The sequence below is a fragment of the Labrys wisconsinensis genome, assembly GCF_030814995.1.
GTDB classification, from domain to species: Bacteria; Pseudomonadota; Alphaproteobacteria; order Rhizobiales; family Labraceae; genus Labrys; species Labrys wisconsinensis.
In genome coordinates, this window is sequence record NZ_JAUSVX010000028.1 from 34630 (window position 1) to 57547 (window position 22918).

The window sequence follows — 22918 nt, forward strand, 5'->3', positions numbered from 1 at the left end:
GACGCCCCCGCTTCGGGCGGGGACGCGGTGATGGCCCCAATATGGTCGAAGTGCGGCACTTGCAACAGGGGTGTGACGGAGAGCCTTGGCGCGGGGGCGCGCAACCGTGGCCTCAGCCCTCGCCCACGCCCCCCGCGCGGCACAGAATCGTCAGCCGCGTCTCGCCGTAGTCGCGGCTCTCCGCCGGCACGAAGCCGGCGGCCGATATCTCGACCTCGGCCGCCTCCTCGACGACACAGAGCGCGCCGGGGGCGAGCCAGCCGCCGGCAGCGAGGCTTTCGAGGGCCTTCGGCGCGAGATCGCGCCGATAGGGCGGATCGAGGAAGGCGAGCGAGAAGGGCTCGATCGGGCCGATGGCGCCGAGCCTGGTGGCGTCGCGGCGGAACAGCCGCGTGCGCCCGCCGAGGCCCATCGCGTCGATATTGGCGCGGATCAGGCCGCGGGCCTCGGCGCCGTCGTCGACGAAGACGGCGAAGCGGGCGCCGCGCGACAGCGCCTCGAGGCCGAGCGCGCCCGTGCCGGCGAAGAGGTCGATGACCCGCGCCTCGCGCACCGGATCGTCATAGGCATGGACCAGGATGTTGAACAGCGTCTCGCGCAGGCGGTCCGAGGTCGGGCGGATGGCGTCCGACCTCGGCGTGGCGAGCTGCTTGCCGCGGAATTGCCCGGCGACGATGCGCATGGTGCGTCAGGCGTCGCGCGGCCGCCTGGGCTTGCCCGGGCGAGGCCCCTTGCCGCCGCCGGGCTTGCCGTGGACCCCGCCTTCGTCGCGATCCCGAAACGGAGCACGTGGCTTGAACGGACGCTCGCTGCCCCCGTCGCGATCCCGGAAGGATGCGCGCGGCTTGAACGGACGGGCGCTGCCCTCGTCGCGGTCCCGGAACGAAGTCCGCGGCTTGAACGGGCGCTCGCCGCTCTCGTCGCGATCCCGGGCCGGAGCCCGCGGCTTGAACGGACGGGCGCCGCCCTCGTCACGGTCCCGGAACGAAGCTCGCGGCTTGGATGGACGCTCGCCGCCTTCGTCACGGTCGCGGAAGGACGCTCGCGGCTTGAACGGACGGGCGCTGCCCTCGTCGCGGTCCCGGAACGAAGCCCGAGGCTTGAACGGGCGCTCGCCGCCCTCGTCCCGGTCCCGGGCCGGAGCCCGCGGCTTGAACGGACGGGCGCTGCCCTCGTCGCGGTCCCGGAACGAAGCCCGAGGCTTGAACGGGCGCTCGCCGCCCTCGTCGCGGTCCCGGAACGAAGCCCGAGGCTTGAACGGGCGCTCGCCGCCCTCGTCGCGATCCCGGAAGGACGTCCGCGGCTTGAAGGGACGGGCGCCGCCCTCGTCGCGGTCCCGGAACGAAGCCCGCGGCTTGAACGGGCGCTCGCCGCCCTCGCCCTGATCCCGGGCCGAGGGACGCGGCCGGCGCGCCGGCTTTTCCTCCTCGACATCGGCAAGGCGCTGCACCAGCACCCGGCGGCCGCGGCGGTCCTCGATCAGGCTGCCGCGCATGACGCGCTCGGTCTCGCCCTCGCCGGCTTCGATGCGCAGGCCGCGGCGGCGCTCCTTGCGTGTCGTCGCGGCGGCGACGGGCGCCTCGGCCGGCCGCTCGAACACGGGAGCATCGAACACGCATTCCGCCTCGGCGACGAGGTCGGCGCCGAGCTGATCCTGCAAGACACGCGTCTTGATCTCCTCGACCGCCCCCTCCGCCAGCTCGCCGAGCTGGAACGGGCCGTAGGACACGCGGATCAGCCGGTTGACCTCCAGGCCGATCGAGGCGAGGACGTTCCTGACCTCGCGGTTCTTGCCTTCGCGCACGCCGAGCGTCAGCCAGGAATTGCTGCCCTGCTCCTTGTCCAGCCGGGCTTCCACCGGGCCGTACTCGACGCCGTCCACCGTCACGCCCTTGAAGAGCTCGTCGAGCACGGACTGGTCGGTCTCGCCATGGGCGCGCACGCGGTAGCGGCGCATCCAGCCGGTCTTGGGCAGCTCCAGCAGGCGCGCCAGGCCGCCGTCGTTGGTGAGCAGCAACAGGCCCTCGGTGTTGATGTCGAGCCGGCCGACCGACATCACCCGCGGCAGGCCGGCCGGCAGGCTCTCGAACACGGTGGGGCGGCCCTCCGGATCCTTCTCGGTGGTCATCAGGCCGCGCGGCTTGTGGTAGAGCCAGAGGCGGGTGCGCTCGCGCTGCGGCAGCGGCTTGCCGTCGATGGTGATGCGGTCCTGCGCCGTGACGTTGCGGGCGGCGCTGGTCAGGACCTCGCCGTTGACGGCGACGCGGCCTTCCTCGATCCAGGTCTCGACGTCGCGGCGCGAGCCGAGGCCGGCGCGGGCCACCACCTTGGCGACGCGGTCGCCCTCATAGCCGCTCTCGGCCGGCACCGGCGCCGGCGCGTCGGCGGCTTCGGCCACGACCGGGCGCTTGCCGGGCCGGGGCGGTCGCTCGCTCCGGCCGGGCGGCCGGCGCTCGCGGCGGTCCTCGAAGCGCGGCTCGAAGGCCCGGCGCGGCCCACGCTCATCCTCGGCCACCTCGAAGCGGCTGCGGAACGGACGGCCGCGCTCGTGATCGCGGCCGGCATCCTCGTCGCGGGAATGGCCGCCGCCGCGGCGATGCTCGTCGACCGGGCGCTCGCCCGACCGGTCCTCGCGCTGGAAGGATCGGAACGGGCGATGCGGCCCCTCGCCGCCCCGCTCGATCCGCTCCATGCGCGGGCGACGGTCGTCGTCTGACGGACGGGCGGGCGCGCGGTCGCGGAAGGCGCGCCGCGGCGGCTCGCCATCCTCGCGGCTGCGGTAGGGCGGACGCGGCTTGCCGGGACGCTCCTCCTCCCGGCGGTCGCGGAAGGAGGCACGCGGCCCGGAGCGGCGCTCCTCGCCGGCCTCGTCCCGCTGACGGACGGGGCGCTGCGGCCGCGCATCGTCGGCGGCGCGAACCGTGCCCCGGCGCACCGGCCTGCCCTCGCCCGCCGCGTCGCGGTCGCGGTGGGAGGGACGCTCGTCGGCAGCCGGGCCGCGGTCGCGGTAGGAGCGGCGCGGCGGCGCATCGCCGTCGGCGCGGGGCCGGCGGAAGCTGCCGGAGGGGCGCTCGGCATCGGCCGGCGGGCGGGGCCCACGCGGGGGCTTGCGGCCGTCGCCGCCGGATCGTTTATCACTGGGCATGAGAAGCTCTTAGCAGAACGGCCGGCGCGGTGCGAGATGAAGCGATCGATGATGGACGTGGCGATCGAGGAGGCACGCGCGGCCGCCGGTCGCGGGGAGGTACCCGTCGGCGCGGTCGCCGTCAAGGACGGCATGGTGCTGGCGCGGGCCGGCAACCGCACGCTGGAGCTGGCCGATCCCACCGCCCATGCCGAGATGCTGGCGATCCGGGCGGCCTGCGCCGCGCTGGGATCGCAGCGCCTTCCCGGCGTCGACCTCTACGTGACGCTGGAGCCCTGCCCGATGTGCGCGGCGGCGATCTCCTTCGCGCGCATCCGGCGGCTCTATTTCGGCGCGGCCGACGAGAAGGGCGGCGCCGTGGAGAACGGCGTGCGCTTCTACGCCTCGCCCACCTGCCACCACCGCCCCGAGGTCTATTCCGGCATCGGCGAGACCGAGGCGGCGGCGCTGCTCAGGGATTTCTTCCGGGACCGGCGCTGACCGGCGCGGACGCCGGCAGCCCGGTGCGCTCCTGCGCCGTCACGCGCCGCGCCAGCAGGCGCCAGGCGGAGGGCCGCGGCGGCTCGGCGGCCGGCGGGTCCGCCGCCTTCTCGCGGAAGCGGTCGATCGCCCGGTAGAGCGCGGCCTCGCCCAGGGTGCGCGGTCCGGGATCGGGCGGGGCCGCATCCGGCGGCTTCGGCTCCTCCGCCGCGAGGTCGGCGCGCACAGGGCGTGGCGGGGCGAAGACGTCGCCCTGGCCGAGCCTGAGGTCGAAATCGAGCAGGTCGACCACCGTGGCCTCGCTGTCGACGCCGTCGGCGATCAGCTCCAGGCCGTGCCGGGCGAGCAGGCCGGCCAGATCCTCGACGCGGATGCCGAGGCCGGCTTCCGCCTGCGCCAGCAGCGCGGCGGCCGGCACCTTGACGAAGCGGATGCCCCGCTCGGCCAGGGCCTGCGGGTCGAAGCGCAGGTCGTGCGTCTCGTCCATCGACAGGCGATAGCCAACGGCGGCGAGCCCGCGCAGCCGGGCCGCCTGCGTCTCGTCGAGCGCCTCGAAGGCGGACTGGCCGAGCTCGAAGACGAGCTGCGGCACGAGCTCGGGCGCCGACCGGGCGAAGGCGGCGGCCTCGTCGAGGAACGGCCTGTCCGTCAGCGAGCGCGGCGACAGGTTGACCACCAGCGCCAGCTCGCGATTGCGGCTGGCGAGGCGGCGGACGATCTGGCGGCCATGCAGGAACTGGTGGCGATCGAAGGCGCCGGCGCGCCCGAGCGCCTCGAGGGCCGGCATGAACTCCGGCTGGGCCAGGAGGCGGCCGTCGGCGAGCCGGATCCGTGGCAGGGCCTCGTAGAGGCGCGGCTTGCGCTGCGGCAAGGTCACCACCGGCTGGAGATGCGCCTCGATGCGCCCGGCCTCGACCGCCTCGGCCAGCGCGCGGAGGAAGGCCGGGTCGACGGGCTCCGGCTCCTCGGGCTCCACCGTCTCGAGATCCGGCTCTTCCAACTGCTGTCGGGGTGCGGACGGTTGCGGCGCTGGCGCAAGCCGCGCCGGCGCAAACACGGGCGGCGCCGGCACGACCGGCCGCGGTGGCGGCGCGAACACCGGCGGGTCCGGGATCGCCGGACGCGGCGTGGACGCGGCGGGCTCCGGCGCCTCCGCATCCGGCTGGGCGGGGGCGAAGCGCTCGACGGCGCGCGTCATCAGCTCGGCCAGGGTGCCGAGCCGCGTCTCCTGCACCGCCTGGCTCTCGGCGAGGTCCTTGACCAGGGCGCCGAGGGCGGCGATCTCCTCGGCCGAGGGGCCGGCGCCGCGCGACACCGCGAGCTCCAGCACCTTGAGGCGGGCCTCCACCTGCTCCAGCCGCCGGCGCATCACGCCGTGGCTGGCATGGTCGGCCTTCGCCATGACCGTCTGGACCAGGCGCCGGTCGCGCGCGGCGACCGCCTGGCGCGTCACCATCGCCAGGGAAAACAGGCCGATGCCGATCGCCGCCGCCAGCCAGGCCGGCGTCTGCCCCCCGGCGAACAGCCCCGCCGCGATGCCCATGGCGATGAGCGCCATGCACAGCGGGAGGAGGAGGGAGGCGAGGCGCGACATCGAGGCTCCGGAGGCCGCATGGCGCGGCGATGCATGGTCGCCGAATCATGCCGACTGACCGGATGATTCGCACGGGCGGCACGCCAGAGCGACCGCCGTCGGCGGCTTTTCCGCTGGAATGGATGTGGAGAGCCGGCCATGGCGCTTCAACCCGGCGGCCTCCGGCACTATCCCTTGCTGCAGGGACAGAGGCACGAGAGATGCAGTCGCTGACGCCGCTCCTGACCATCGCCGGCCTGTGGACCGTCGCCGCGGTGACGCCGGGCCCGAACTTCCTCCTGACGATCCGCCTTGCCGCCGCCCGGTCCCGCGCCGCCGGCCTGGCGGCGGTCGCCGGCATCGGCGTGGCCACGGCGGTCTGGGGCCTGGCCGGGCTTCTGGGCGTGCACGCCCTCTTCGCCGCAGCCCCGTGGCTCTACTGGGCCTTGAAGACGGCGGGCGCGGCCTATCTCGTCGTCCTCGGCCTCACGATGCTGGCGAACAGCCGGCGCCGGGACGTGGCTCCCGCCGCGGCGCAGCCGGCGCGCGGCGTCCGCGCCAGTGCCGCCTTCCGGCTGGGCCTCGTCACCAGCCTGGCCAATCCCAAGTCGGCCCTGTCGGTGGCCAGCATGTTCACGGCAGCGCTGCCCGCGCAGCCCTCGATGCTGCTTGGGGCCTGCGCCATCGTCCTGATGGTGGCGATCTCGACGCTGTGGTACGCCGGCCTCGCCTATGTCTTCACGCTGGGCGTGATGACCGCCGGCTATGCCAGGCTGCGCCACTGGCTCGACCGGGCAGCCGGCGCGCTGTTCGTGGCGCTGGGGATGCGGCTCGCGCTCGACCGGGCCTGAGCGGCCTCGGCCTGGCTCTACGAGCGTGCACGGAGGCTGGAGCGCAACCCATGCCCGACCCGATCCTGGCCCCTCTCGTGCAGGCCCTGTCGGACGTCGACGGCCTCGTCGCCGTCGCGCTCGGAGGGTCGCGGGCGCGGGGAACGGCGCGGCCGGACTCCGACTACGACATCGGCCTCTACTACGATGCCGCGGCGCCGCTCGACACGGCCCGGCTGCTGGCAGCGGTCCGGCCGCTGGTCGATGCTCCCACGGCAGCGGCCGTGACGCCGCTGGGGGAATGGGGCCCCTGGATCAACGGCGGGGCCTGGCTCGCCATGTCCGGGCACAAGGTCGATCTGCTCTATCGCGACCTCGATCAGGTCGGCGCCGTGATCGCCGACTGCCGGGACGGACGGATCGCCATGCACTACCAGCCCGGCCATCCCCACGGGTTCTGTTCCGCCATCTGGATGGGCGAGGCCGCGTTGTGCCGGCCGCTCTTCGATCCCAGGGGCCGGATCGCCGCTCTCAAGGCGCTGACGTCGCCCTATCCCGACGCCCTGCGGCAAGCCTTGATCGCCCGGTTCCACTGGGAGGTCCGTTTCAGCATCGACAATGCCGAGACCGCGCTTGCCCGCGAGGAGCGGACTCACATTGCCGGCTGCGCCTATCGGGCGCTGTCCTGCCTGGCCCAGGTGCTGTTTGCCGTGAACGGCCGCTACCTCATCAACGAAAAGGGCGCGTTTGCCGAAGCCGCGACCCTGCCCGCCACGATCGCAGGCGCCGCTGCAGCCGGCGCCGAGGTCTGGGGGGCCATCGGCACGCGCGACTTCGGCTCGGCGATCCGGCGCCTGCGGACACTGGCGGAGGGGCTCGATGCCCTCGTGGCGTCCTCGGCCGAGCCGCCGCCGGCGGCTTGAGATCGCACCACGGTTCTCGCATCGACAGGCCGGCACGCCCTGGCCCTCCGCCTCCAGGCACGCTATCTCGATACCATGCCCGACAAGCCCCGCGACCTCCCCGTCCTGTCCTTCCCCTCGGCGCAAGCCTGGGAGGCCTGGCTGGCGGAGCGGCCGGCAGATGCGAAGGGCGTCTGGCTGCGGCTGGCGAAGAAGGGCTCGGGGATCGCCGGCCCGTCCAAGCAGGAAGCCATCGACGGCGCGCTCTGCCACGGCTGGATCGACGGGCAGATCGACCGCGGCGACGCGACGAGCTGGCTCACCCGCTTCACGCCGCGCAAGGCGGGAAGCCGCTGGTCCGAAAACAATCGCTCCCGGGCGCTCGCGCTGATCGCCGAGGGGAGGATGCAGGCGGCGGGCTTCGGGGAAATCGAGCGGGCCAAGGCGGACGGGCGCTGGGACGCGGCCTATGCCTCGCAGGGCCGGATCACGGTGCCGGACGATCTCCAGGCCGCCCTCGACGCCGACGAGGCGGCGAGTCGCTTCTTCGCCGGGCTCGACAGCGCCAACCGTTACGCCGTCCTCTATCGCATCCACCACGCCCGGACGCCGCAGGCCCGCGCCCGGCAGATCGAGACCTCGGTCGCCATGCTCGCCCGCGGCGAGACCTTCCATCCCCGCAGGGGCAAGCCGAAGGCCTGAGCCCGCGCTATGTCGGACGGTCCTCCCGCTTCATCGCCAGCACGAGCGTGACGGCCAGGCTGGCGGCCGTGGCGACGGCGCCGAACAGGAAGGGCGTCGCCTCGGTGAACCGGCCGGCGATCAGGCCGGCGGCCGGCCCGGTGATGCCGAGCGCGACGTCGAGGAACATGGAGTAGAGCCCGAGGGCCGAGCCGCGATTGGCCGCCGGCACCCGCGCCACCGCCACGACGCCGATGGCGGGGAAGACCAGGCTGAAGCCGAAGCCGGTCAGCCCGGCGCCGACCAGGGCCAGCGGCGGGCTGCCGGCGCACCACAGCACCAGCAGGCCGGCCGTCTGCAAGACCAGCGAGACGATGGCGACGGGGAAGCCGCCATGGCGGTTGATGGTATCGGCGAACAGCAGGCGGCAGGCGATGAAGGCGAGGCCGAACACGCTGAGGGCGAAGGCGGCCCCGGTCCAGTGCTGCGCGGCGTAGTACAGGGTGACGAAGGTGGTGATGGTGCCGAAGCCGATGGTGGACAGGGCGAGCGCCGCACCGTGCGGCAGGATCCGGCGGAAGACGTGGCCGATGCCGAGCCGCGCCTCGCCGCGGCGTATCGGCGGCGCCGGCTTGGGCCAGGCGATGGCGAGGCCGGCCGCCGCCAGCAGCATGACGCTCACGCCGATGGCGCCGAAGCCGAGCCAGCCGGCGAGCATGACGCCGGCCGGCGCCCCCGCAGCCAGCGCGCCATAGGTCGAGACGCCGTTCCAGGCGATGATGCGCGCGGTGTATTCCGGCCCGACCCGGCCGATGGCCCAGGCGATGGCGCCGGTGCCGATCAGGCTCTCGCCGATGCCGAGCGCCAGGCGGCTGGCGAAGATCAGGCCGAGCGCCCCGGCGGGCTCCAGCAGCGCCGAGGCCGCGAGCAGCGCGCCGCTGGCGAAGCAGGCGACGAGGCCGGCGAGGACGGTGAGCTTCGGTCCGCGCGTGTCGGCGATCTGGCCGACTCGGGCGCGGGTCAGCACGGTGGCGATGTACTGGATGCTGACGGCGAGGCCCGCCACCACCGTGCCGTAGCCGAGATCGGCGTGCACATGGATCGGCAGCGCCGCCAGCGGCAGGCCGATCGTGAGATAGCCGACGAAGGTGATGAAGACGGTGGCGACGATCTGGGCGTTGCCGCTGCGGCCGTCCCGGGCGGACAACGGAGCGGCGGCATGGTTCACGGACACGGCAGGGACCTGGCGGGCGACGGGCGCGATCGGGGAAGGGCGGCGCGCAAACGATAACGGGTGGCCGGCCGCAAGCCAACCGCCCGCTGCCCTCGTGGCACGCAGGGCACCTATTCGTAAAACTCGGGTGCGCGGCGCACGTCCCGCTGGGCTTCGAGGTCGTGGTGCAGCCACACGGTCGCGCCGCGCTCCCGCTCCAGCGCCTTGGCCGCCGCGATCGAGCGCCGGGTCGCCTCGACGTCGACATCGGATTGCCGCGGCACGCCCTCGGCGTAGTCCCGCGCGGAGTAGGACACGTCGCCGGCCAGCAGGATCGGGCCGCTGCGCGCCAGGGTGACGAGCAGGCCCTGGTGGCCCGGCGTATGGCCGGGCAGCGGCGTCATCACCACGCTGCCGTCGCCGAAGACGTCATGCTCGCCGGCGACCGGCCGGATCCGGCTCCGGTCGAGCGCGGCATAGGCCTGCGGGATATAGGTGAGCTCTTCCGCCGCCGGACCGAAGGCGGCATCGACTTCGACCTCTTGCACGAGGACGGTCGCGGCGGGGAACAGGCCGAGATTGCCGACGTGGTCGATATGGAGATGGGAGAGCCCGACCAGCGGGACGGCCGCCGGGTCGACGCCGATCCCGGCGAGCTGGCCGGCGAGCGTCCTCGGCACGCGAAAGGTGATCGCGTCGATGATCCGCCGGCCGTCGACGAGCCCGGCGATGGCATCGTCGATGCCGGTGTCCCACAGCAGCATGCCGCGGGGATGGACGACGAGGTAGCTAAGCACGCTCATCGCCTTGCGCAGGCCGGGGCCGGCCGTGGGGCTGAAGATCGCGTAGTCAGCGCAGTCGATCAGGCCGGTGTCGAGAACATAGAGGCGGATTGCGTCCGCCGGCGCGCTGTCCTGTGCCATGGCAGGCCTCCGGGTCGAGGGTCGAGACACCGACCGCATCGGCGATGTCCCGCCCTACCTATTGCGGACGTCTCGGCATGATTAGCTTGATGCCTGTCACTTCTTTTTTTCCCGGAAGACCGCAATGACGATGATCCTCGACAGGACGGCCGGACTGGTCGCCTTCGTGCGGACGGTGGAAGCGGGCTCGTTCAGCGGCGCCGGCCAGGCGCTGGGGTCCAGCCCGTCCGCGGTGTCCAAGAGCGTGGCGCGCCTGGAGCGGCGGCTCGGGGTGCGGCTGATCCGGCGCACGACCCGGACGCTGACGCCGACGGCCGAGGGCAGCGCCTATTTCGAGCGGGTGGCACCGCTGCTGCGGGCGATCGACGATGCCGAGGACAGCGTCCGCGGTGCGGACAGGGCACGCGGGCTGCTGCGCGTCACCGCGCCGACAGACCTCAGCCGCCTGCTGCTCGCCGGCTGGGTGGAGGCGTTCGCCGCGCGCCATCCCGAGCTCAAGCTCGAGATCGGCGTCGCCGACCGCCATGTCGACCTGGTGCGCGAGGCCTATGACATCGCGGTGCGCGCCGGCCCCCTGCCGGACACCGGCCTGACCGGCCGCCTGCTGGCACGGCTACCGTTCGCGCTCGTCGCCTCGCCCGGCTATATCGCCCGCCGGGGCGCGCCGGCTTCGATCGCCGATCTCGGCCACCATGCCTGCCTGCGCTATCTCACGGCCCAGGGCCCCTATCCCTGGACCTGGGCCGACGGCACGAGCCTGGTGCCGGACGGCCCGCTCGACGCCAATGACGGCGGCGTCCTGCGCCTCGCCGCGCTGCAGGACGCCGGCATCGTCTACCTCACGCGCGTGGCGCTGGCGGACGACATCGCCGCCGGCAGGCTCGTGCCCGTGCTGCCCGACCTGGCGCTGCCGGCCCAGCCGGTCTACGCCCTGCACGCCTTCGGCCGGCAGGTGCCGATCCGAGCCCGCCTGTTCATCGACTTCCTGGCGGAGCGGTTCGCCGCGGCGACAGCCGGCTGACGGGGGCCGCCCGTCAACCGCCCGGCTCAGGCCGCGCCGCCGAGGTTCTCGATCATCCCGGCGAGCGTAGCGAGCCCGGCGAGCGTAGCGAGCCCGGCGAGCGTAGCGAGCCCGGCGAGGGTGGCCCGCCTCTCGTCCACCGCCGTCATGCCGCCCTCTCCGCGTAGGGCGTGGCGCGACGCGCCTCGCCGAGCGCGCGGCCCCACCAGCTCAGATGCGCCAGCATCGTCGCCATGGCCTTGCGCGGCACCTCGGGCTCGAACAGCCCGCCGGCGGCGTCGAAGCGGTCCCAGGGATTGGCGAAGGCGACGGCATCGCGCATGGTCACCGCGTGCAGCTCGGCGAAGACCTGCCGAAGCTGCTCGACGGCGCGCACGCCGCCGGCCGGGCCGCCATAGGAGACGAAGCCGACGGGCTTGGCCCGCCATTCCCGGTAGGCGGCGTCGATCACGTATTTGAGCGCCGCGGGATAGCCGTGATTGTGCTCGGGCGTGACCACGACGAAGGCATCCGCCCGGTCGAGGCGCTGCCGGAGCGCGGCGAGCACCGGCGTCTCCGCCTCCTGGTGCCAGGCGGGCAGGCCCATCGCCCTGGGATCGACGACATCGACGGCAAAGCCGCCGTGCCGCTCGATCTCGCCGAGGGCCCAGGCCGCGACGCGGTCGCAGAAGCGCCCCTCGCGGATGCTGCCATAGATCAAGACCAGTCGAAGCGTGCCGTCGAGCAAGAGCGACTCCCGTTTGCCATCGAAGGGCCCCAGCGCTACAACCTCAAGATTGGTTGAGGTCAAGCGCCGAATCGACGATGCGGACGGAGCGCCCGGAGATCCACAGGGAGCTGTCGGTCGGCGAGGTCGCCGCCCGGGCCGGGGTCGCCGTCTCGGCGATCCATTTCTACGAGGCGCAGGGGCTGATCCGAGGCCGGCGCAACCCGGGCAACCATCGCCGCTATCCGCGCGAGACCCTGCGCCGCATCGCGGTGATCAAGGTGGCGCAGCGCGCCGGCATTCCGCTGAAGGAGATCCGCCAGGCCCTGGCCGCGCTGCCGGACGGGCGCACCCCGACGGCGCAGGACTGGTCGCTCCTGTCGTCGCGCTGGAAGGCCGAGCTCGACGCGCGCATCGCCCGGCTGACACGGCTGCGCGACCAGCTCGCCGGCTGCATCGGCTGCGGCTGCCTGTCGATCGGCGACTGCCCGCTGCGCAACCCCTATGACGCGCTGGGACGGCAGGGGCCCGGGCCGCGGCTGCTCGATCCGGAATAGACATGTCTAGACATGTTCATACCCTTCGACAAAACGAGACGAAGAGCGACGCAAAACCACCTTCCGCTTGCACAAAGTACCTAAAGTACGTATCTTACGTATATTCCAGCAAGAGTGGACGACCATGAAGCAGTTCAGCTTTTCCGATCTCAACCGCATCTCCGGTGAAGTGCTGGACGCAGCCATGGTCGAGCCGGTCGCCCTGACCAAGCATGGCAAGGAAAAGCTCGTCATCATCCCGATGGAGCAGTACCGCCGCCTCATCGACAAGGTCCACGCCTACACGCTGGAAGACGCGCCGCAGGATATCCACGCCGGCCTGATGCAGGGGATCGACGCCATTCTGACGGGCAACCGCGGCGATGACGCTTAAGCCTGGGATATCCTGCGCTATCACTATCTCTGGGCGAGGCAGGCGGATGCCGGCGAGGAATCGGGCCGCAAGGCGCGGCCGGTCTGTCTGGTCGTTCGGACACCGACGGCTCCGGCCAATCTCTACCTCTTCCCCCTCACGTCGCAGCAGCCCGATGCCGGACGCGCGGCGCTCGCCATCAGCGAGATCGAATGCCGCCGCGCCGGCCTCGACGGCCCGACGTGGCTGATCGTGGACGAGTACAACTTCGTCTCCGCGGACCGCACCTATGATCTCGAATCGGACAAGCTGATCGGCGCGTTCAGCGCCGCCCTGCTCAGGCGCATCGCGACGCTGATCAAACGGACGGCCGCCGAGCGACGCATCCGGGCCGTTCGATGCACCTGAACCTCGACCGGCGTTGGACGCATACCGATTTTTCGGCTCCAATAGCGGCATGACCGAGGTCAATCCCGCTCTCGCCGCGCTGCGCCGGATGGCGCAGAAGGACAGCCGCCCGCCGGCGCTGCCGATGGCGGCGGGCGGCCCTTCGCTGTTCGCCTTCGTCGCCTGCGCGCGCGAGCGCATCGCCGGCACCGTGCTGCCGCGCCCCTCGCTGGTGGTGGTGCTGGAAGGGGCCAAGGAGCTGGTCGCCATGGGGCGGCCGCTGCGCGTCGGCGCCGGCCATGCCGTCGCCCTGCCGGCGGGCTGGCAGGGCGACGTGGTCAACGACCCCGATCCCGACACCGGCTTCTATCGCGCCATCTTCCTCGACTTCGCCGAGACGCTCGTGCTCGGCGCCCACCGCGCCCATCCGGAATGGCGGGTCGCCGCGCACGGGCGGCGGGCGGAGGTCGCGCTCGACCCGCTGCTGACCGCGGCCATCCACCATGCCGCCGAGGGAATCGCGGGCGGCCTGCCGCCGCTGCTGGTCGAGCACCGGCAGATGGAGATCCTGCTCATCCTCGGCATGCGCGGGGTGCTGCCGCTGCGGCCCGGGGCCGGCGCCGCCTCGTCGGCCGAGGCGGTCCGCGCCCTGGTGCGCTGGCAGCCGGACCGGGCCTGGACCGCGGACCTGCTGGCGGCCGAGCTCGGCACCAGCAACGCGACGCTGCGCCGGCGCCTGGCCCGCGAGGGCCAGGCCCTGCGCGCTCTGCTGGCGGAGGAGCGCACGGCCCTGGGCCGGCGCATGCTGCGGGAGGACGGCGCCTCGCTGCGCGAGGCGGCGCTCGCCGCCGGCTATCTCTCGCCGCGCCGCTTCGCGGAGCGGCTGCGCGCCACCGCATCCGGCCGGCACGGCACCGGGGCGGCTTGAGCGGCCCTGTCGCATCTTTGAGCGTTCCGGTGCGCATGGCCGGCCACGGCCCCTGGTAGATCCTCGCCGGCCGACAACGAGCGAGAGCGACGATGAACAAGATGACCCTGGGCGCGGCCGTGCTGGCCGCCTGGTGCGGGCCGCACGCCATGGCGGCCGAAAGCCTGCACGTCACCATCGGCGGCACGGCGACGGCGCACGCGCTGCCCGCCGCGAACGCCTCCTGCGTCGCCGTGCCGTCAGGCGCCCTGCCGCCGGGCGCAGCACCGGCAGGAGCGGCGCCGGGCCCGAACCGCAGCCCGGCGCTGGCCTGGTCCGCCGGACCGGCCGGCACGCGGTCCTACGCGCTGACGATGGTCGATCTCGACGTGCCGGCCGACCTGACGCTGATCGGCAAGGCCGGCACGACCATTGCGCGGGATGCGCCGCGCAGGGACTTCGTGCATTGGGTGCTCGCCGACATCCCGCAGGGCATCACCAGCCTGGCCGAAGGCGCCGACGGCGACGGCCAGCCCGCCGGCGGCGAGCCGCTGACGCGCACGCCCCACGGCCTGCGCGGCCAGAACGGCTTCGCCGCCTTCCTCGAGGACGGCCCGCATGGCGGCTATCTCGGCCCCTGCCCGCCGTCGAACGACCTGCGCGTCCACCGCTACCGCATCACCGTCTACGCCCTCGACACGGAGCGGCTCGGCGTCAAGGGCGCCTTCACCCGCGCCGATCTCCTGGCCGCGGCGCAGGGCCGCGTCCTGGCCTCGGGCACGGCCGAGGTGGATTATGCGGTCAATCCCGCAGCGAAGCCTTGAAGCGGGCGACGTCAGCCGACGGCGCGGTGGGCGGCGGGCGGCGGCCGCACCGTCGTGATCAGATCGTGGCGCAGGCCGGCGCCCTCGCCGAACACGCAGGCCATGCCGCGACCGCCGGCCTTGGCGGCATAAAGGGCCGCGTCCGCCTCCGCGAACAGGGCGCTCGCCTGGGCCCAGGGCCATCGCCTGGCATGGGCCAGGCCGATGGACACGCCAATCTCGATGCGGACGTCGTGCCAGAAGACGGGCCGGCACAGGGTGGCGAGAGCGCGCGGGAGATCGGCGGCAACGGAGCCGGTCATCAGGACCGCGAACTCGTCGCCGCCGATCCGGGCGATCAGGCTCGCACCGCCGAAGGCGCGCGGAAGCCTTTCTGCGATCTGGCGCAGGCACTCGTCGCCGGCGGCATGGCCATAGAGGTCGTTGATCGCCTTGAAGCGATCGAGATCGACGAGCGCGAGCGCCATGGGATTGCCGGCATCGCTCCGGACCAACTCATCATAGCGAGCCTCGAACACGCCGCGGTTGGCGAGCCCGGTCAGGGCGTCGCACTCGGCCAGCTGCCGGAGGCGATCCCAGAGCGCTCTTTCGTGCGTCACGTCCTGCTTGGTGCCGAAGATGCGGATGGAGCGTCCCGCGGCGCACTCGACGCCGACGGTCAGGCGCATCCAGCGCGTCGCATGGTGCGCGGTCTCGATCTGAGCATCGAGGGTGAAGCCATGGCCGCTCCGCACGGCCTCCGCCCGCAGGCTCTCCATCTCCCGACGCGACCGCGGGTCGTACATGTCGACGATGTCGGCGCGATCCAGCTTCGCGCCGCGCGGCAGCTCGAAGAGATCGTAGACCCCGTCGGTCCAGGTGAGATGCTCGCCGTCGAGAACGCATTGCCACGCCCCGATCCGCGCGAGCTGTGCCGCCTCGTCGTAGAGCTGCTTGAGGCGCCTCGCGGATCTCTCGTCACCGCCCCCAACGGCACTCGCCATATCGCACCATCGTCTCGGGCGGCCTGTTCGCGGCCGCCACCGGGATCTCCCTAGCCGACAAAGGTTAAGTATCGCTTGGGCGCATCGCCCGCCGCGACGGGACGGCGCCTGCGGCCGGCGAGCCCGCGACACGCCCCCGTCATCGTCCGCTTCTATAGCCCGGCTGGGAACGGAGGCGGCCATGATCCATCGATCCCCCATGCTCCGCCCCTTGCGGCAGGGCGAGGCGGAGGCGATGCGGCGGATCGAGACAGCCGCACGCGGGCGCTATGGCAGCCTGGCGGGCTTCGAAGGCGTGGTCGCCGCGCCGGCCATCGCCGCCGAGCGCTTTCTGGTCGGCGAGACGCTGGTCGCCGAGGCCGGGGGCTCTGCGGTGGGCTATGTGCTGATGCAGCCGCTCGACGGCCTGCTCTACGTCGCCAACATCGCGGTCCTGCCGGAGGCCTCGGGCCTCGGGCTCGGAGCGGCGCTGATCGAGGCTGCCCGGGGCCGCAGCCGAGCGCTCCGGCTCGGCGGCCTCATGCTCACCACCTTCCGGACCCCGCCCTGGAACGGCCCCTGGTTCCGCCGCCTGGGATTTTCGCCGATGCCGCCGGAGCGGATCGGCCCCGGCCTCGCGGCGATCCTCGACCGCCATGCCAGCTTCCTGGACATGAGCCGGCGCGAGACGCTGTGGTCGCCGGCGCGGCCCGGTCAGGGCGCGGGTTCGGCGAGGTAGCGGCGTCACGGTGCCGGGGTCGGGACGGGTTCCCGGCGCCCCTCTTCCGTATCGAAAAAGTCTCGGCATCGTCGGAACAGTCCCGGACAGGCCCCGTTCGTCCGGCAGGGGGTAGCCATAGAGGAGACGATCATGGCAGAGCAGCAACGTGGTGGATCCGGCAACTTCGCCAACGACCCCAAGCGCGCGGCGGAGGCGGGGAAGAAGGGCGGCGAGCACAGCCATGGCGGCCAGCAGAGCCAGAGCGGCTCCGACAAGACGCAGCACGGCGGCGGCAATTTCGCCGACGACCCGAAGCGGGCCTCCGAGGCCGGCAAGAAGGGCGGCGAGCACGGCCGCTCCTGAGGCCGGACGAGCGGAGGGGCCGGGCTTTCCGGCCCCTCACCGTCGCATGCGCCGCCCCGAAGGAGCGGCGGACCAGGGCTGAGCAGGGTCTCGCGAACCTGCTACATCTAGAGCAAAGCGCGTTTGGACGGAAACGCTGCTTTGCTCCAGCTCTTTGTTTCGACGCGTCTTTGCGATGCCTGGCGAGTCCGCCAAATCGCAAGAGGCTCCAGGAATCCGAGCAGCATTGATTTTGCACGGGACATGCAAGATCAATCGTGGCGAAAGCCACGAGAAGCTGCCTTGGCATGGAGGAAGGCATGGCCCCGCGGGCGAGCTGGAGAGGCGTCCTCAAGGTGGCGGACATCGTCTGCCCGGTGGCGCTCCATGCCGCGGCCTCGACCGCGGAGCGCATCGCCTTCCATATCCTCAACCGCAAGACCGGGCACCGCGTCCACCGGCAGTTCGTCGACGCGCAGACGGAGAAGCCGGTCGCCGCGGAAGACCAGGTCAAGGGCTACCAGACCCCGCAGGGCGAGCTCGTGCTGGTGGAGCCCGAGGAGATCGCCGCCGCGATCCCCGAAAGCGACAAGACCCTCGACGTCGAGGCCTTCGTCGCCTGCGACGCCGTCGACACGCTCTATCTCGACCGGCCCTATTATCTCACGCCCGCTGCGCCGGACGATGCCGAGGCCTACGGGCTGCTGCGTGAGGAGATGCAGGCCCGGAAGGTGGCCGCCCTGGCCCGCACCGTCCTGTTCCGGCGGATGCGCACCCTGCTGATCCGGCCACAGGGCGAGGGCTTCATCGCCGACACGCTCAACTTCGACCATGAGGTCGGGTCGCCGGACGAGGCCTTCGCGGACATCCCGAAGCCGACGATCGCCAAGGAGATGCTCGACCTCGCCCGGCACATCATCGACACCAAGATGGGCGCCTTCGACCCCGCGGCCTTCGACGACCGCTACGAGGCTGCGCTGGCCGACCTGGTCAAGGCCAAGCTCGAGGGGCGCAAGATCACGCCGCCGAAGCCGCGGGCGCCGACCGGCCCGAGCGACCTTCTGGAAGCACTGCGGCGCAGCGCCGGCGCCGGGACGCCGCCGCCGCGATCCGGCAAGGCCGGGACCGGTGCCCGGAGCTCGTCCGCGCCCCGGCGCAAGGCGGGCTGATGCCGGCGCCCGGCGCCTAACCAGCCCGGCCCGCCAGGCTGCGGCGCAAGGCCTCGGTGAGGTCGATGACGTTGTCCGCCCTGCCGGCCCTTCGCCCGGCGCGCTTGCCGGCCTTCCGCTTGGCGGCGATCAGCTCCAGCAGCTTCTCCTGCACGGGATCGCGCATCATCTCCGCCGTCCAGGGCTGCGTGCGCTGCTCGATCAGGCTCGCCATGGCCCGCTTCGCCGCGGCGTCGGCCTTCTCCGGCTCGATGCCGGCGAAATAGGCCATCGCGTCGCGCACCTCGTCGCCGTAGCGCAGCGTCCAGAGCACGATGCCGCGATCACGCGGCTCGAGCATCACGGCGCGCTCGCGCCGATAGAGCACCAGGCGGGAGATGCCGACCACGCCGGTGACCCGCATCGCCTCGCGAATCACTGCGAAGGCCTCCTCCCCGACCTTGTCGTCGGGAACGAGGAAATGCGGCGTGTCGTACCAGATCCAGGCGATCGATTCGCGCGGCACGAACATGTCGATGTCGATGGTCCGCGTGCTGTCCAGGGCGACGGCGTCGAGCTCGTCGTCCTCCAGCATGACATGGTCGTCGTCGCCGCGCGGATAGCCCTTGACCTCGTCCGCGTCGGCCACGGGCTTGCCGGTCTCGGCGTCGACATAGCGGGCCTGGACGCGATGGCCGGTGGCGCGGTTGACGGTATGGAAGCGCAGCTTGTCGCCCTCCGAGACGGCGGGCAGCATGGCGACGGGGCAGGTCACCAGCGAGAGTTTCAGATAGCCCTTCCAGAAGGATCGCGGCGCCATCGCGGGGTCTCCGTTCGCCCAGCGCGTGATCGCTTCAACTGAAGCGATCACGCGCACTATCTCTTTGCGTTTACGCATTGTCTTGACGCGAACCGAGCGCCGGTTCGCTGGAAAATGCTCTGGTCTCCAAACGCGCCGCCGCAACCTGCGGTTCCCGGACCTCTCAGGCGGCGAGCTTGCCGCGGCCGAGCCGCTGGATCGCCTTGTCCAGCGGGCGCGCACCCTCGTCATAGTCGGCCCAGGCATGGCTTCCCGCCAGCAGCCCGGCGGCGGTGCGCAGGGTGAAGCGGGCGGGATCGAGATCGGCGCGCACTTGCGCCCAGGTCAGCGGCATGGAGACGGTGGCGCCCGGCCGGGCGCGCGGCGACAGCGGCGCCACCGCGGTGGCCATGCGGTCGTTCCTGAGATAGTCGAGGAAGATGCGGCCGGTGCGCAGCTTCTTGGCCATGTTGACGACGTAGCGCTGCGGCTCGGCACGGGCGACCTCGACGCACAGCGCGCGGGCAAAGGCCTTGGCCTCGGCCCAGCCCAGGGCGCTCCGGCCGGGCTTCAGCGGCGTCACCACGTGCAGGCCCTTGCCGCCGGTGGTCTTGCAGAAGGCGACGAGGCCGAGCGCCTCCAGCCGGTCGCGCATCTCCTGCGCCGCTTCCACCACGGCGGCGAAGGCCACCTCCGGGCCGGGGTCGAGGTCGAAGACCAGGCGGCCGGGGCGCTCGAGCTCGTCCGGCGCGCAGTTCCAGGGGTGCAGCTCCAGCCCGCCGCTCTGGGCGACCGCAGCCAGGCCCTCGACCCGGTCGATCTGGAGATAGGGCTTGCGGTCGCCGGCCACGGTCACGACCTCGATCAGGTTCGAGGTGCCGGGCATGGCGTGGCGCTGGAAGAACCGCTCCTTGCCGTCGATGCCGTCGGGCACGCGCAGGATCGAGCAGGGGCGCCCCTTGAGATGCGCGATCATCCAGGGGCCGACGGCCTCGAAATAGCGGGCGAGCTCGAGCTTGGTGACCGGCCGGCCGTCGCCGGCATCCGGCCAGAGCGGCTTGTCCGGCCTGGTGATGACCACGCCCATGACGACGGAGCCGCCCGCCTCGGGCTTGCCCGCCACGGCCGCGGCAGGATCGGGCACGTCGGCGCCCGCCACCGGCGCCTCGGCCTGCACCTCGGCAGCGGGCTTGTCCTCGCGCAGCCCCTTGAACGCGGCCTGGCGGACATTGCCGCCGGCGGTCCAGCCGGCGAAGGCGATCTCGGCCACCAGCTCCGGCCTGGTCCAGTGCAGGTTGCGCTCCTTGCGCGGCGCGCCGACGCCGGTGAAGGGCGAGGTGTCGGTCTCCAGCGCCCGGAGGCGCGGCAGCAGGGTCTTGACCTTGTCGGCGCCGTAGCCGGTGCCGACCCGGCCGACATAGACGAAATGCCGGCCGCGGTGGACGCCGACCAGCAGCGAGCGGAAGGCGCCGTCCGTGGTCGACCAGCCGCCGATCACCACCTCGTGGCCGGCGCGGCATTTCGACTTGGCCCAGCTGTCGCTGCGGCCCGAGACATAGGGCGCGTCGAGCCGCTTGGAGATGATGCCCTCCAGCGACAGGCGGCAGGCCGACTTCAGCACCGCCTCGCCGCCGGTCTCGAAATGCTCGACATGGCGGATGCGGGCGGCGGCCTCCCCGTCCAGCGCGGCAAGGCGGTGCTGCAGGCGCGCCTTGCGCTCGTGCAGCGGCAGCGGCCTGAGATCCGCGGCGCCGTCGAACAGGAGATCGAAGGCGTAGAAGACGAGGTCGCCGGTCTGCTGCTCGGAAATGGCCGCCTGCAGGGCGGCGAAGTCGGGCACGCCGTTCCCTGCCAGCGCCACGATCTCGCCGTCGACGATGAGGTCGGGCAGCGCGGCGGCCGCCCGGGCGATGGCCGGGAACCTCGCCGTCCAGTCGAGCCCCTTGCGGGTCTTGAGCGTGACCGCGCCGTCCTCCACCCGGAGCTGGACGCGGTAGCCGTCGAACTTGATCTCGTGGCCCCAGCCCGGACCGGCCGGCGGCCGTTCCAGGGTCTGGCACAGCTGCGGCGCGATGAAGTCGGGCATGGCCGCCTTCCCCGGTGCGGCCCTGCCGCGGGGCCGGCGCGAGGAGGCACGCCTGGCCGCGACCTCGGGCGGGGCGCTGCTGTCCCACACCGCGTCCGGGTCGAACTGCCGGCTCGCCTGCATGAACGGCGCGGGCGCCGGACCTTCGCCGGCGGCGATGGCGGCCATGCCGCGGCTGGAGGCGACGGAACGGTCCTCGGCGAGCAGCGGGTCGTTCTCGCCCTCGTGGACGAAGGCGTCGCGATGCTTGATCAGGAGCCAGTTGGTGCGCTTGGAGCCGGCGCGGTCATGCCTGAGGCGCACCAGCACCCAGCTGCCGCGCAGCCGCTCGCCGTCCAGCGTGAACTTGAGCTCGCCCTCCGCCAGCATCGTCTCCGGCGAGAGGCGGCCTTCCGGCGCCCAGAATCCGCGGTCCCAGAGCTGCACCGTGCCGCCGCCATACTGCCCCTTGGGGATCACGCCCTCGAAGTCGCCATAGTCGAGCGGATGGTCCTCGACCTCGACCGCCAGGCGCTTGTCGTGCGGATCCCGCGAGGGGCCGCGGGTGACGGCCCAGGACTTGAAGACGCCGTCGAGCTCGAGCCGGAGGTCGTAGTGCAGGCGCGTGGCATCGTGCTTCTGGATGACGAAACGCCGGCGGGCACCCGCGGCGACCGGCGCCGCGCCGCTCGGCTCGGCGGTACGCGAAAAATCCCGCTTCGAGCGGTAGCGCGCCAGCTTCTCCTCGGCCATCCCGGTTCCTCCGCGATCCAGCCCGGCCCGGGGCAGCCGGGGCCATCCCGCCAGGGCGAGGACGAGCACGCCTATCCGGGCCGGGCGGATCCGACCCGGTGTGACATAGAGCGGCCGGGCCGCCCGGCAAGCTCTATGCCGGAGCGGGCTTCGGCCCTATCTTGAAGACGATGCAATGCCTGCCGCCGGGGTCCGGATCCGGCGCCGAAGGGGGTGCCCATGGCCGATTTCGCAGCTCTCGCCGAACTCGACGCCCGTATCGCGACCCTGCGCGAGAACATCCGCGACCTGACCGAGCAGGCCGCCGCCGCATCGGGCGCGGCGAGCGAGACGCTCCTGGCGGACCGGATCGCCGACCAGGAGGCGAAGCTGGCGAACCTGCTGGCCGAGCGGCAGGCACTGGCGCAGTAGACGCGGCCCACTCCCCGGACCGGGACGGCCGGGAACAGACCGCTGCCGCGGGCGTTGCCAGGGGCATGAGCGTGCCCCTGCCCGCCGAGTTTCCGGATTCTGCGCCCATCCTCGTCCGCTCGACCGCCACCGCGGCAGCCGGAGCCCTCGCGGAGGCGGTGCGACGCGCCGGGCTGCGTCATGTCGCCGTCGACGCGCTGACGATCACGCGCCGGCAAGCCGGCAAAGGGTTCAGCTATCGCGACGCCGCCGGCCGCATCGTCCGCGACGCGGGGGTGCTGTCGCGCATCCGCGCGCTCGCCATCCCCCCTGCCTATGTCGACGTGCGCATCGCCGAAGACATGCAGGCCCATCTCCAGGCGATCGGCCGCGACGAGGCCGGGCGCATCCAGCACCGCTACCATCCCGACTGGGACGCGGTGCGCGAGGAGCGCAAGGTCTCCCGTCTCGCCGCCCTGATCGACGCGCTGCCGCGGATCCGGGCGAGGGTGCGGCACGATCTCGCCTCGGCCCGCCTCGATCGGACCAAGGCGCTGGCCTGCGCGGTGGCGCTGATCGACGAGGCCCATATCCGCATAGGCTGCGAGGCCTATGCCAGGGCCCATGGCAGCCGCGGCGCCACCACGCTGCTCAAGCACAATGCCGCGGTCCGGGGCGAGCGCATCGACCTGACGTTCCGCGGCAAGGGCGGCAAGACCGTCAGCAGCGGCATGCGCGAGCCGAAGCTGGCACGGGCGCTGAAGCGCATCGGCACCCTGCCGGGCCGCCGGCTGCTGCAGTTCCGCGACACCGACGGCCGGGTGCGGCCGATCACGGCCGCCGACGTCAACGCCTATCTCCGGCGCGTCGCCGGCAAGCCGGTGACCGCCAAGGACTTCCGCCTGCTCGGCGGCAGCGCCGCGGCCCTGGAGCACCTGGCCGCCATCGAGCCGGCCGCCAGCGAGGCAGCCCGGCGCCGGCAGCTGGCCGCCGTGATGCGGATGGTCGCCGAGCACCTCGCCAACACCCCGGCCGTGACCCGCAAGAGCTATGTGCATGCGGTGGTGGTCGACGCGTTCGCCGGCGGGACGCTTGCCGCCGCCTATCGGGCGGCGCGCGGCGCACGGCTGCGGCGGCGGGTGGAGAACGCCCTCGGCCGCCTGGTCTCCATGCGTTGAGGCCGGCCCGGACCGCCGGCGGCCGGCACCTCGAGGGAACCTTCGATCACGGCGCACGT

25 protein-coding genes are annotated in these 22918 nt (G+C 72.8%); 15 read left to right on the forward strand and 10 right to left on the reverse strand.

What is annotated here, in order from left to right:
• Positions 1-112 precede the first annotated feature (112 nt).
• On the reverse strand, positions 113-682 hold the full coding sequence (gene rsmD, locus QO011_RS39830) for a 16S rRNA (guanine(966)-N(2))-methyltransferase RsmD (protein WP_307285477.1): 570 nt from the start codon (positions 680-682) through the stop codon (positions 113-115).
• A gap of 6 nt (positions 683-688) precedes the next feature.
• Positions 689-3145 (reverse strand): pseudouridine synthase, encoded by a 2457-nt coding sequence (locus QO011_RS39835; protein WP_307285479.1) that lies wholly within the window; start codon positions 3143-3145, stop codon positions 689-691.
• Positions 3146-3181: 36 nt separating this feature from the next.
• Between QO011_RS39835 and QO011_RS39840 the strand changes: the two genes are divergently transcribed.
• Complete coding sequence (locus QO011_RS39840) at positions 3182-3625, forward strand: nucleoside deaminase (RefSeq protein WP_307285481.1); 444 nt, start codon at positions 3182-3184, stop codon at positions 3623-3625.
• On the opposite strand, the gene QO011_RS39845 is transcribed toward QO011_RS39840, so the two are convergent.
• Positions 3597-5219, reverse strand: coding sequence for an EAL domain-containing protein (locus QO011_RS39845; protein ID WP_307285484.1), 1623 nt, complete (start codon positions 5217-5219; stop codon positions 3597-3599). The genes QO011_RS39840 and QO011_RS39845 overlap by 29 nt on opposite strands.
• 200 nt (positions 5220-5419) lie before the next feature.
• On the opposite strand from QO011_RS39845, the gene QO011_RS39850 reads away from it, so the two are divergent.
• The 3 genes from QO011_RS39850 to QO011_RS39860 all read left to right on the forward strand — a co-directional run bounded on the left by QO011_RS39850 (position 5420) and on the right by QO011_RS39860 (position 7632).
• Positions 5420-6049: a LysE family transporter gene (locus tag QO011_RS39850; RefSeq protein ID WP_307285486.1), complete on the forward strand. Its 630-nt coding sequence runs from the start codon at positions 5420-5422 to the stop codon at positions 6047-6049.
• Positions 6050-6099: 50 nt separating this feature from the next.
• A complete protein-coding gene (locus QO011_RS39855; protein ID WP_307285488.1) occupies positions 6100-6951 on the forward strand; it encodes a nucleotidyltransferase domain-containing protein in 852 nt (283 codons plus the stop codon).
• A gap of 75 nt (positions 6952-7026) precedes the next feature.
• The gene (locus QO011_RS39860; RefSeq protein ID WP_307285491.1) at positions 7027-7632 is read left to right on the forward strand and encodes a YdeI/OmpD-associated family protein; all 606 of its coding nucleotides are present in this window, start codon (positions 7027-7029) and stop codon (positions 7630-7632) included.
• Positions 7633-7639: 7 nt separating this feature from the next.
• Here the strand turns inward: QO011_RS39860 and QO011_RS39865 are convergent, their stop codons facing one another.
• Both QO011_RS39865 and QO011_RS39870 read right to left on the reverse strand, forming a co-directional pair.
• On the reverse strand, positions 7640-8845 hold the full coding sequence (locus QO011_RS39865; RefSeq protein ID WP_307285493.1) for an MFS transporter: 1206 nt from the start codon (positions 8843-8845) through the stop codon (positions 7640-7642).
• Between the two features lie 110 nt (positions 8846-8955).
• A complete protein-coding gene (locus QO011_RS39870) occupies positions 8956-9747 on the reverse strand; it encodes an N-acyl homoserine lactonase family protein (RefSeq protein ID WP_307285496.1) in 792 nt (263 codons plus the stop codon).
• A gap of 124 nt (positions 9748-9871) precedes the next feature.
• On the opposite strand from QO011_RS39870, the gene QO011_RS39875 reads away from it, so the two are divergent.
• Positions 9872-10768, forward strand: coding sequence for a LysR family transcriptional regulator (locus QO011_RS39875; protein ID WP_307285500.1), 897 nt, complete (start codon positions 9872-9874; stop codon positions 10766-10768).
• Between the two features lie 26 nt (positions 10769-10794).
• Here QO011_RS39875 and QO011_RS39880 read toward each other — a convergent pair whose 3' ends face one another.
• Positions 10795-10917, reverse strand: coding sequence for a hypothetical protein (locus QO011_RS39880; RefSeq protein WP_307285503.1), 123 nt, complete (start codon positions 10915-10917; stop codon positions 10795-10797).
• Positions 10914-11495 carry an NADPH-dependent FMN reductase gene (locus QO011_RS39885; protein ID WP_307285504.1) on the reverse strand — a complete coding sequence of 194 codons (582 nt, stop codon included), beginning with the start codon at positions 11493-11495 and terminating at the stop codon, positions 10914-10916. The genes QO011_RS39880 and QO011_RS39885 overlap by 4 nt, the downstream gene beginning before the upstream one ends.
• A gap of 77 nt (positions 11496-11572) precedes the next feature.
• Between QO011_RS39885 and soxR the strand changes: the two genes are divergently transcribed.
• The 5 genes from soxR (at position 11573) to QO011_RS39910 (ending at position 14501) form a co-directional block, all read left to right on the forward strand.
• A complete protein-coding gene (soxR, locus tag QO011_RS39890) occupies positions 11573-12031 on the forward strand; it encodes a redox-sensitive transcriptional activator SoxR (protein WP_307285506.1) in 459 nt (152 codons plus the stop codon).
• Between the two features lie 124 nt (positions 12032-12155).
• Positions 12156-12404 carry a type II toxin-antitoxin system prevent-host-death family antitoxin gene (locus QO011_RS39895; RefSeq protein WP_307285507.1) on the forward strand — a complete coding sequence of 83 codons (249 nt, stop codon included), beginning with the start codon at positions 12156-12158 and terminating at the stop codon, positions 12402-12404.
• 231 nt (positions 12405-12635) lie between these two features.
• The gene (locus QO011_RS39900; protein ID WP_307285510.1) at positions 12636-12791 is read left to right on the forward strand and encodes a hypothetical protein; all 156 of its coding nucleotides are present in this window, start codon (positions 12636-12638) and stop codon (positions 12789-12791) included.
• Between the two features lie 49 nt (positions 12792-12840).
• Positions 12841-13698, forward strand: coding sequence for a helix-turn-helix domain-containing protein (locus tag QO011_RS39905; RefSeq protein ID WP_307285512.1), 858 nt, complete (start codon positions 12841-12843; stop codon positions 13696-13698).
• A gap of 92 nt (positions 13699-13790) precedes the next feature.
• The gene (locus QO011_RS39910; RefSeq protein WP_307285513.1) at positions 13791-14501 is read left to right on the forward strand and encodes a YbhB/YbcL family Raf kinase inhibitor-like protein; all 711 of its coding nucleotides are present in this window, start codon (positions 13791-13793) and stop codon (positions 14499-14501) included.
• A gap of 11 nt (positions 14502-14512) precedes the next feature.
• Here the strand turns inward: QO011_RS39910 and QO011_RS39915 are convergent, their stop codons facing one another.
• The gene (locus QO011_RS39915) at positions 14513-15484 is read right to left on the reverse strand and encodes a GGDEF domain-containing protein (protein ID WP_307285515.1); all 972 of its coding nucleotides are present in this window, start codon (positions 15482-15484) and stop codon (positions 14513-14515) included.
• Between the two features lie 181 nt (positions 15485-15665).
• On the opposite strand from QO011_RS39915, the gene QO011_RS39920 reads away from it, so the two are divergent.
• The 3 genes from QO011_RS39920 (at position 15666) to ku (QO011_RS39930) (ending at position 17695) form a co-directional block, all read left to right on the forward strand.
• Complete coding sequence (locus QO011_RS39920) at positions 15666-16202, forward strand: GNAT family N-acetyltransferase (RefSeq protein ID WP_307285518.1); 537 nt, start codon at positions 15666-15668, stop codon at positions 16200-16202.
• 132 nt (positions 16203-16334) lie between these two features.
• Positions 16335-16547 carry a con-10 family general stress protein gene (locus QO011_RS39925; RefSeq protein ID WP_307285521.1) on the forward strand — a complete coding sequence of 71 codons (213 nt, stop codon included), beginning with the start codon at positions 16335-16337 and terminating at the stop codon, positions 16545-16547.
• 299 nt (positions 16548-16846) lie between these two features.
• Positions 16847-17695, forward strand: coding sequence for a non-homologous end joining protein Ku (ku, locus tag QO011_RS39930; protein WP_307285524.1), 849 nt, complete (start codon positions 16847-16849; stop codon positions 17693-17695).
• A gap of 16 nt (positions 17696-17711) precedes the next feature.
• Here ku (QO011_RS39930) and ku (QO011_RS39935) read toward each other — a convergent pair whose 3' ends face one another.
• Together ku (QO011_RS39935) and ligD are read right to left on the reverse strand one after the other, a co-directional pair.
• A complete protein-coding gene (gene ku, locus QO011_RS39935; RefSeq protein ID WP_307285528.1) occupies positions 17712-18494 on the reverse strand; it encodes a non-homologous end joining protein Ku in 783 nt (260 codons plus the stop codon).
• Positions 18495-18657: 163 nt separating this feature from the next.
• The gene (ligD, locus tag QO011_RS39940; RefSeq protein ID WP_307285531.1) at positions 18658-21291 is read right to left on the reverse strand and encodes a DNA ligase D; all 2634 of its coding nucleotides are present in this window, start codon (positions 21289-21291) and stop codon (positions 18658-18660) included.
• Between the two features lie 219 nt (positions 21292-21510).
• Between ligD and QO011_RS39945 the strand changes: the two genes are divergently transcribed.
• Positions 21511-21702 carry a hypothetical protein gene (locus tag QO011_RS39945; protein ID WP_307285533.1) on the forward strand — a complete coding sequence of 64 codons (192 nt, stop codon included), beginning with the start codon at positions 21511-21513 and terminating at the stop codon, positions 21700-21702.
• A 71-nt stretch (positions 21703-21773) separates the two neighbouring features.
• A complete protein-coding gene (locus tag QO011_RS39950; RefSeq protein WP_307285536.1) occupies positions 21774-22859 on the forward strand; it encodes a DNA topoisomerase IB in 1086 nt (361 codons plus the stop codon).
• Positions 22860-22918 lie beyond the last annotated feature (59 nt).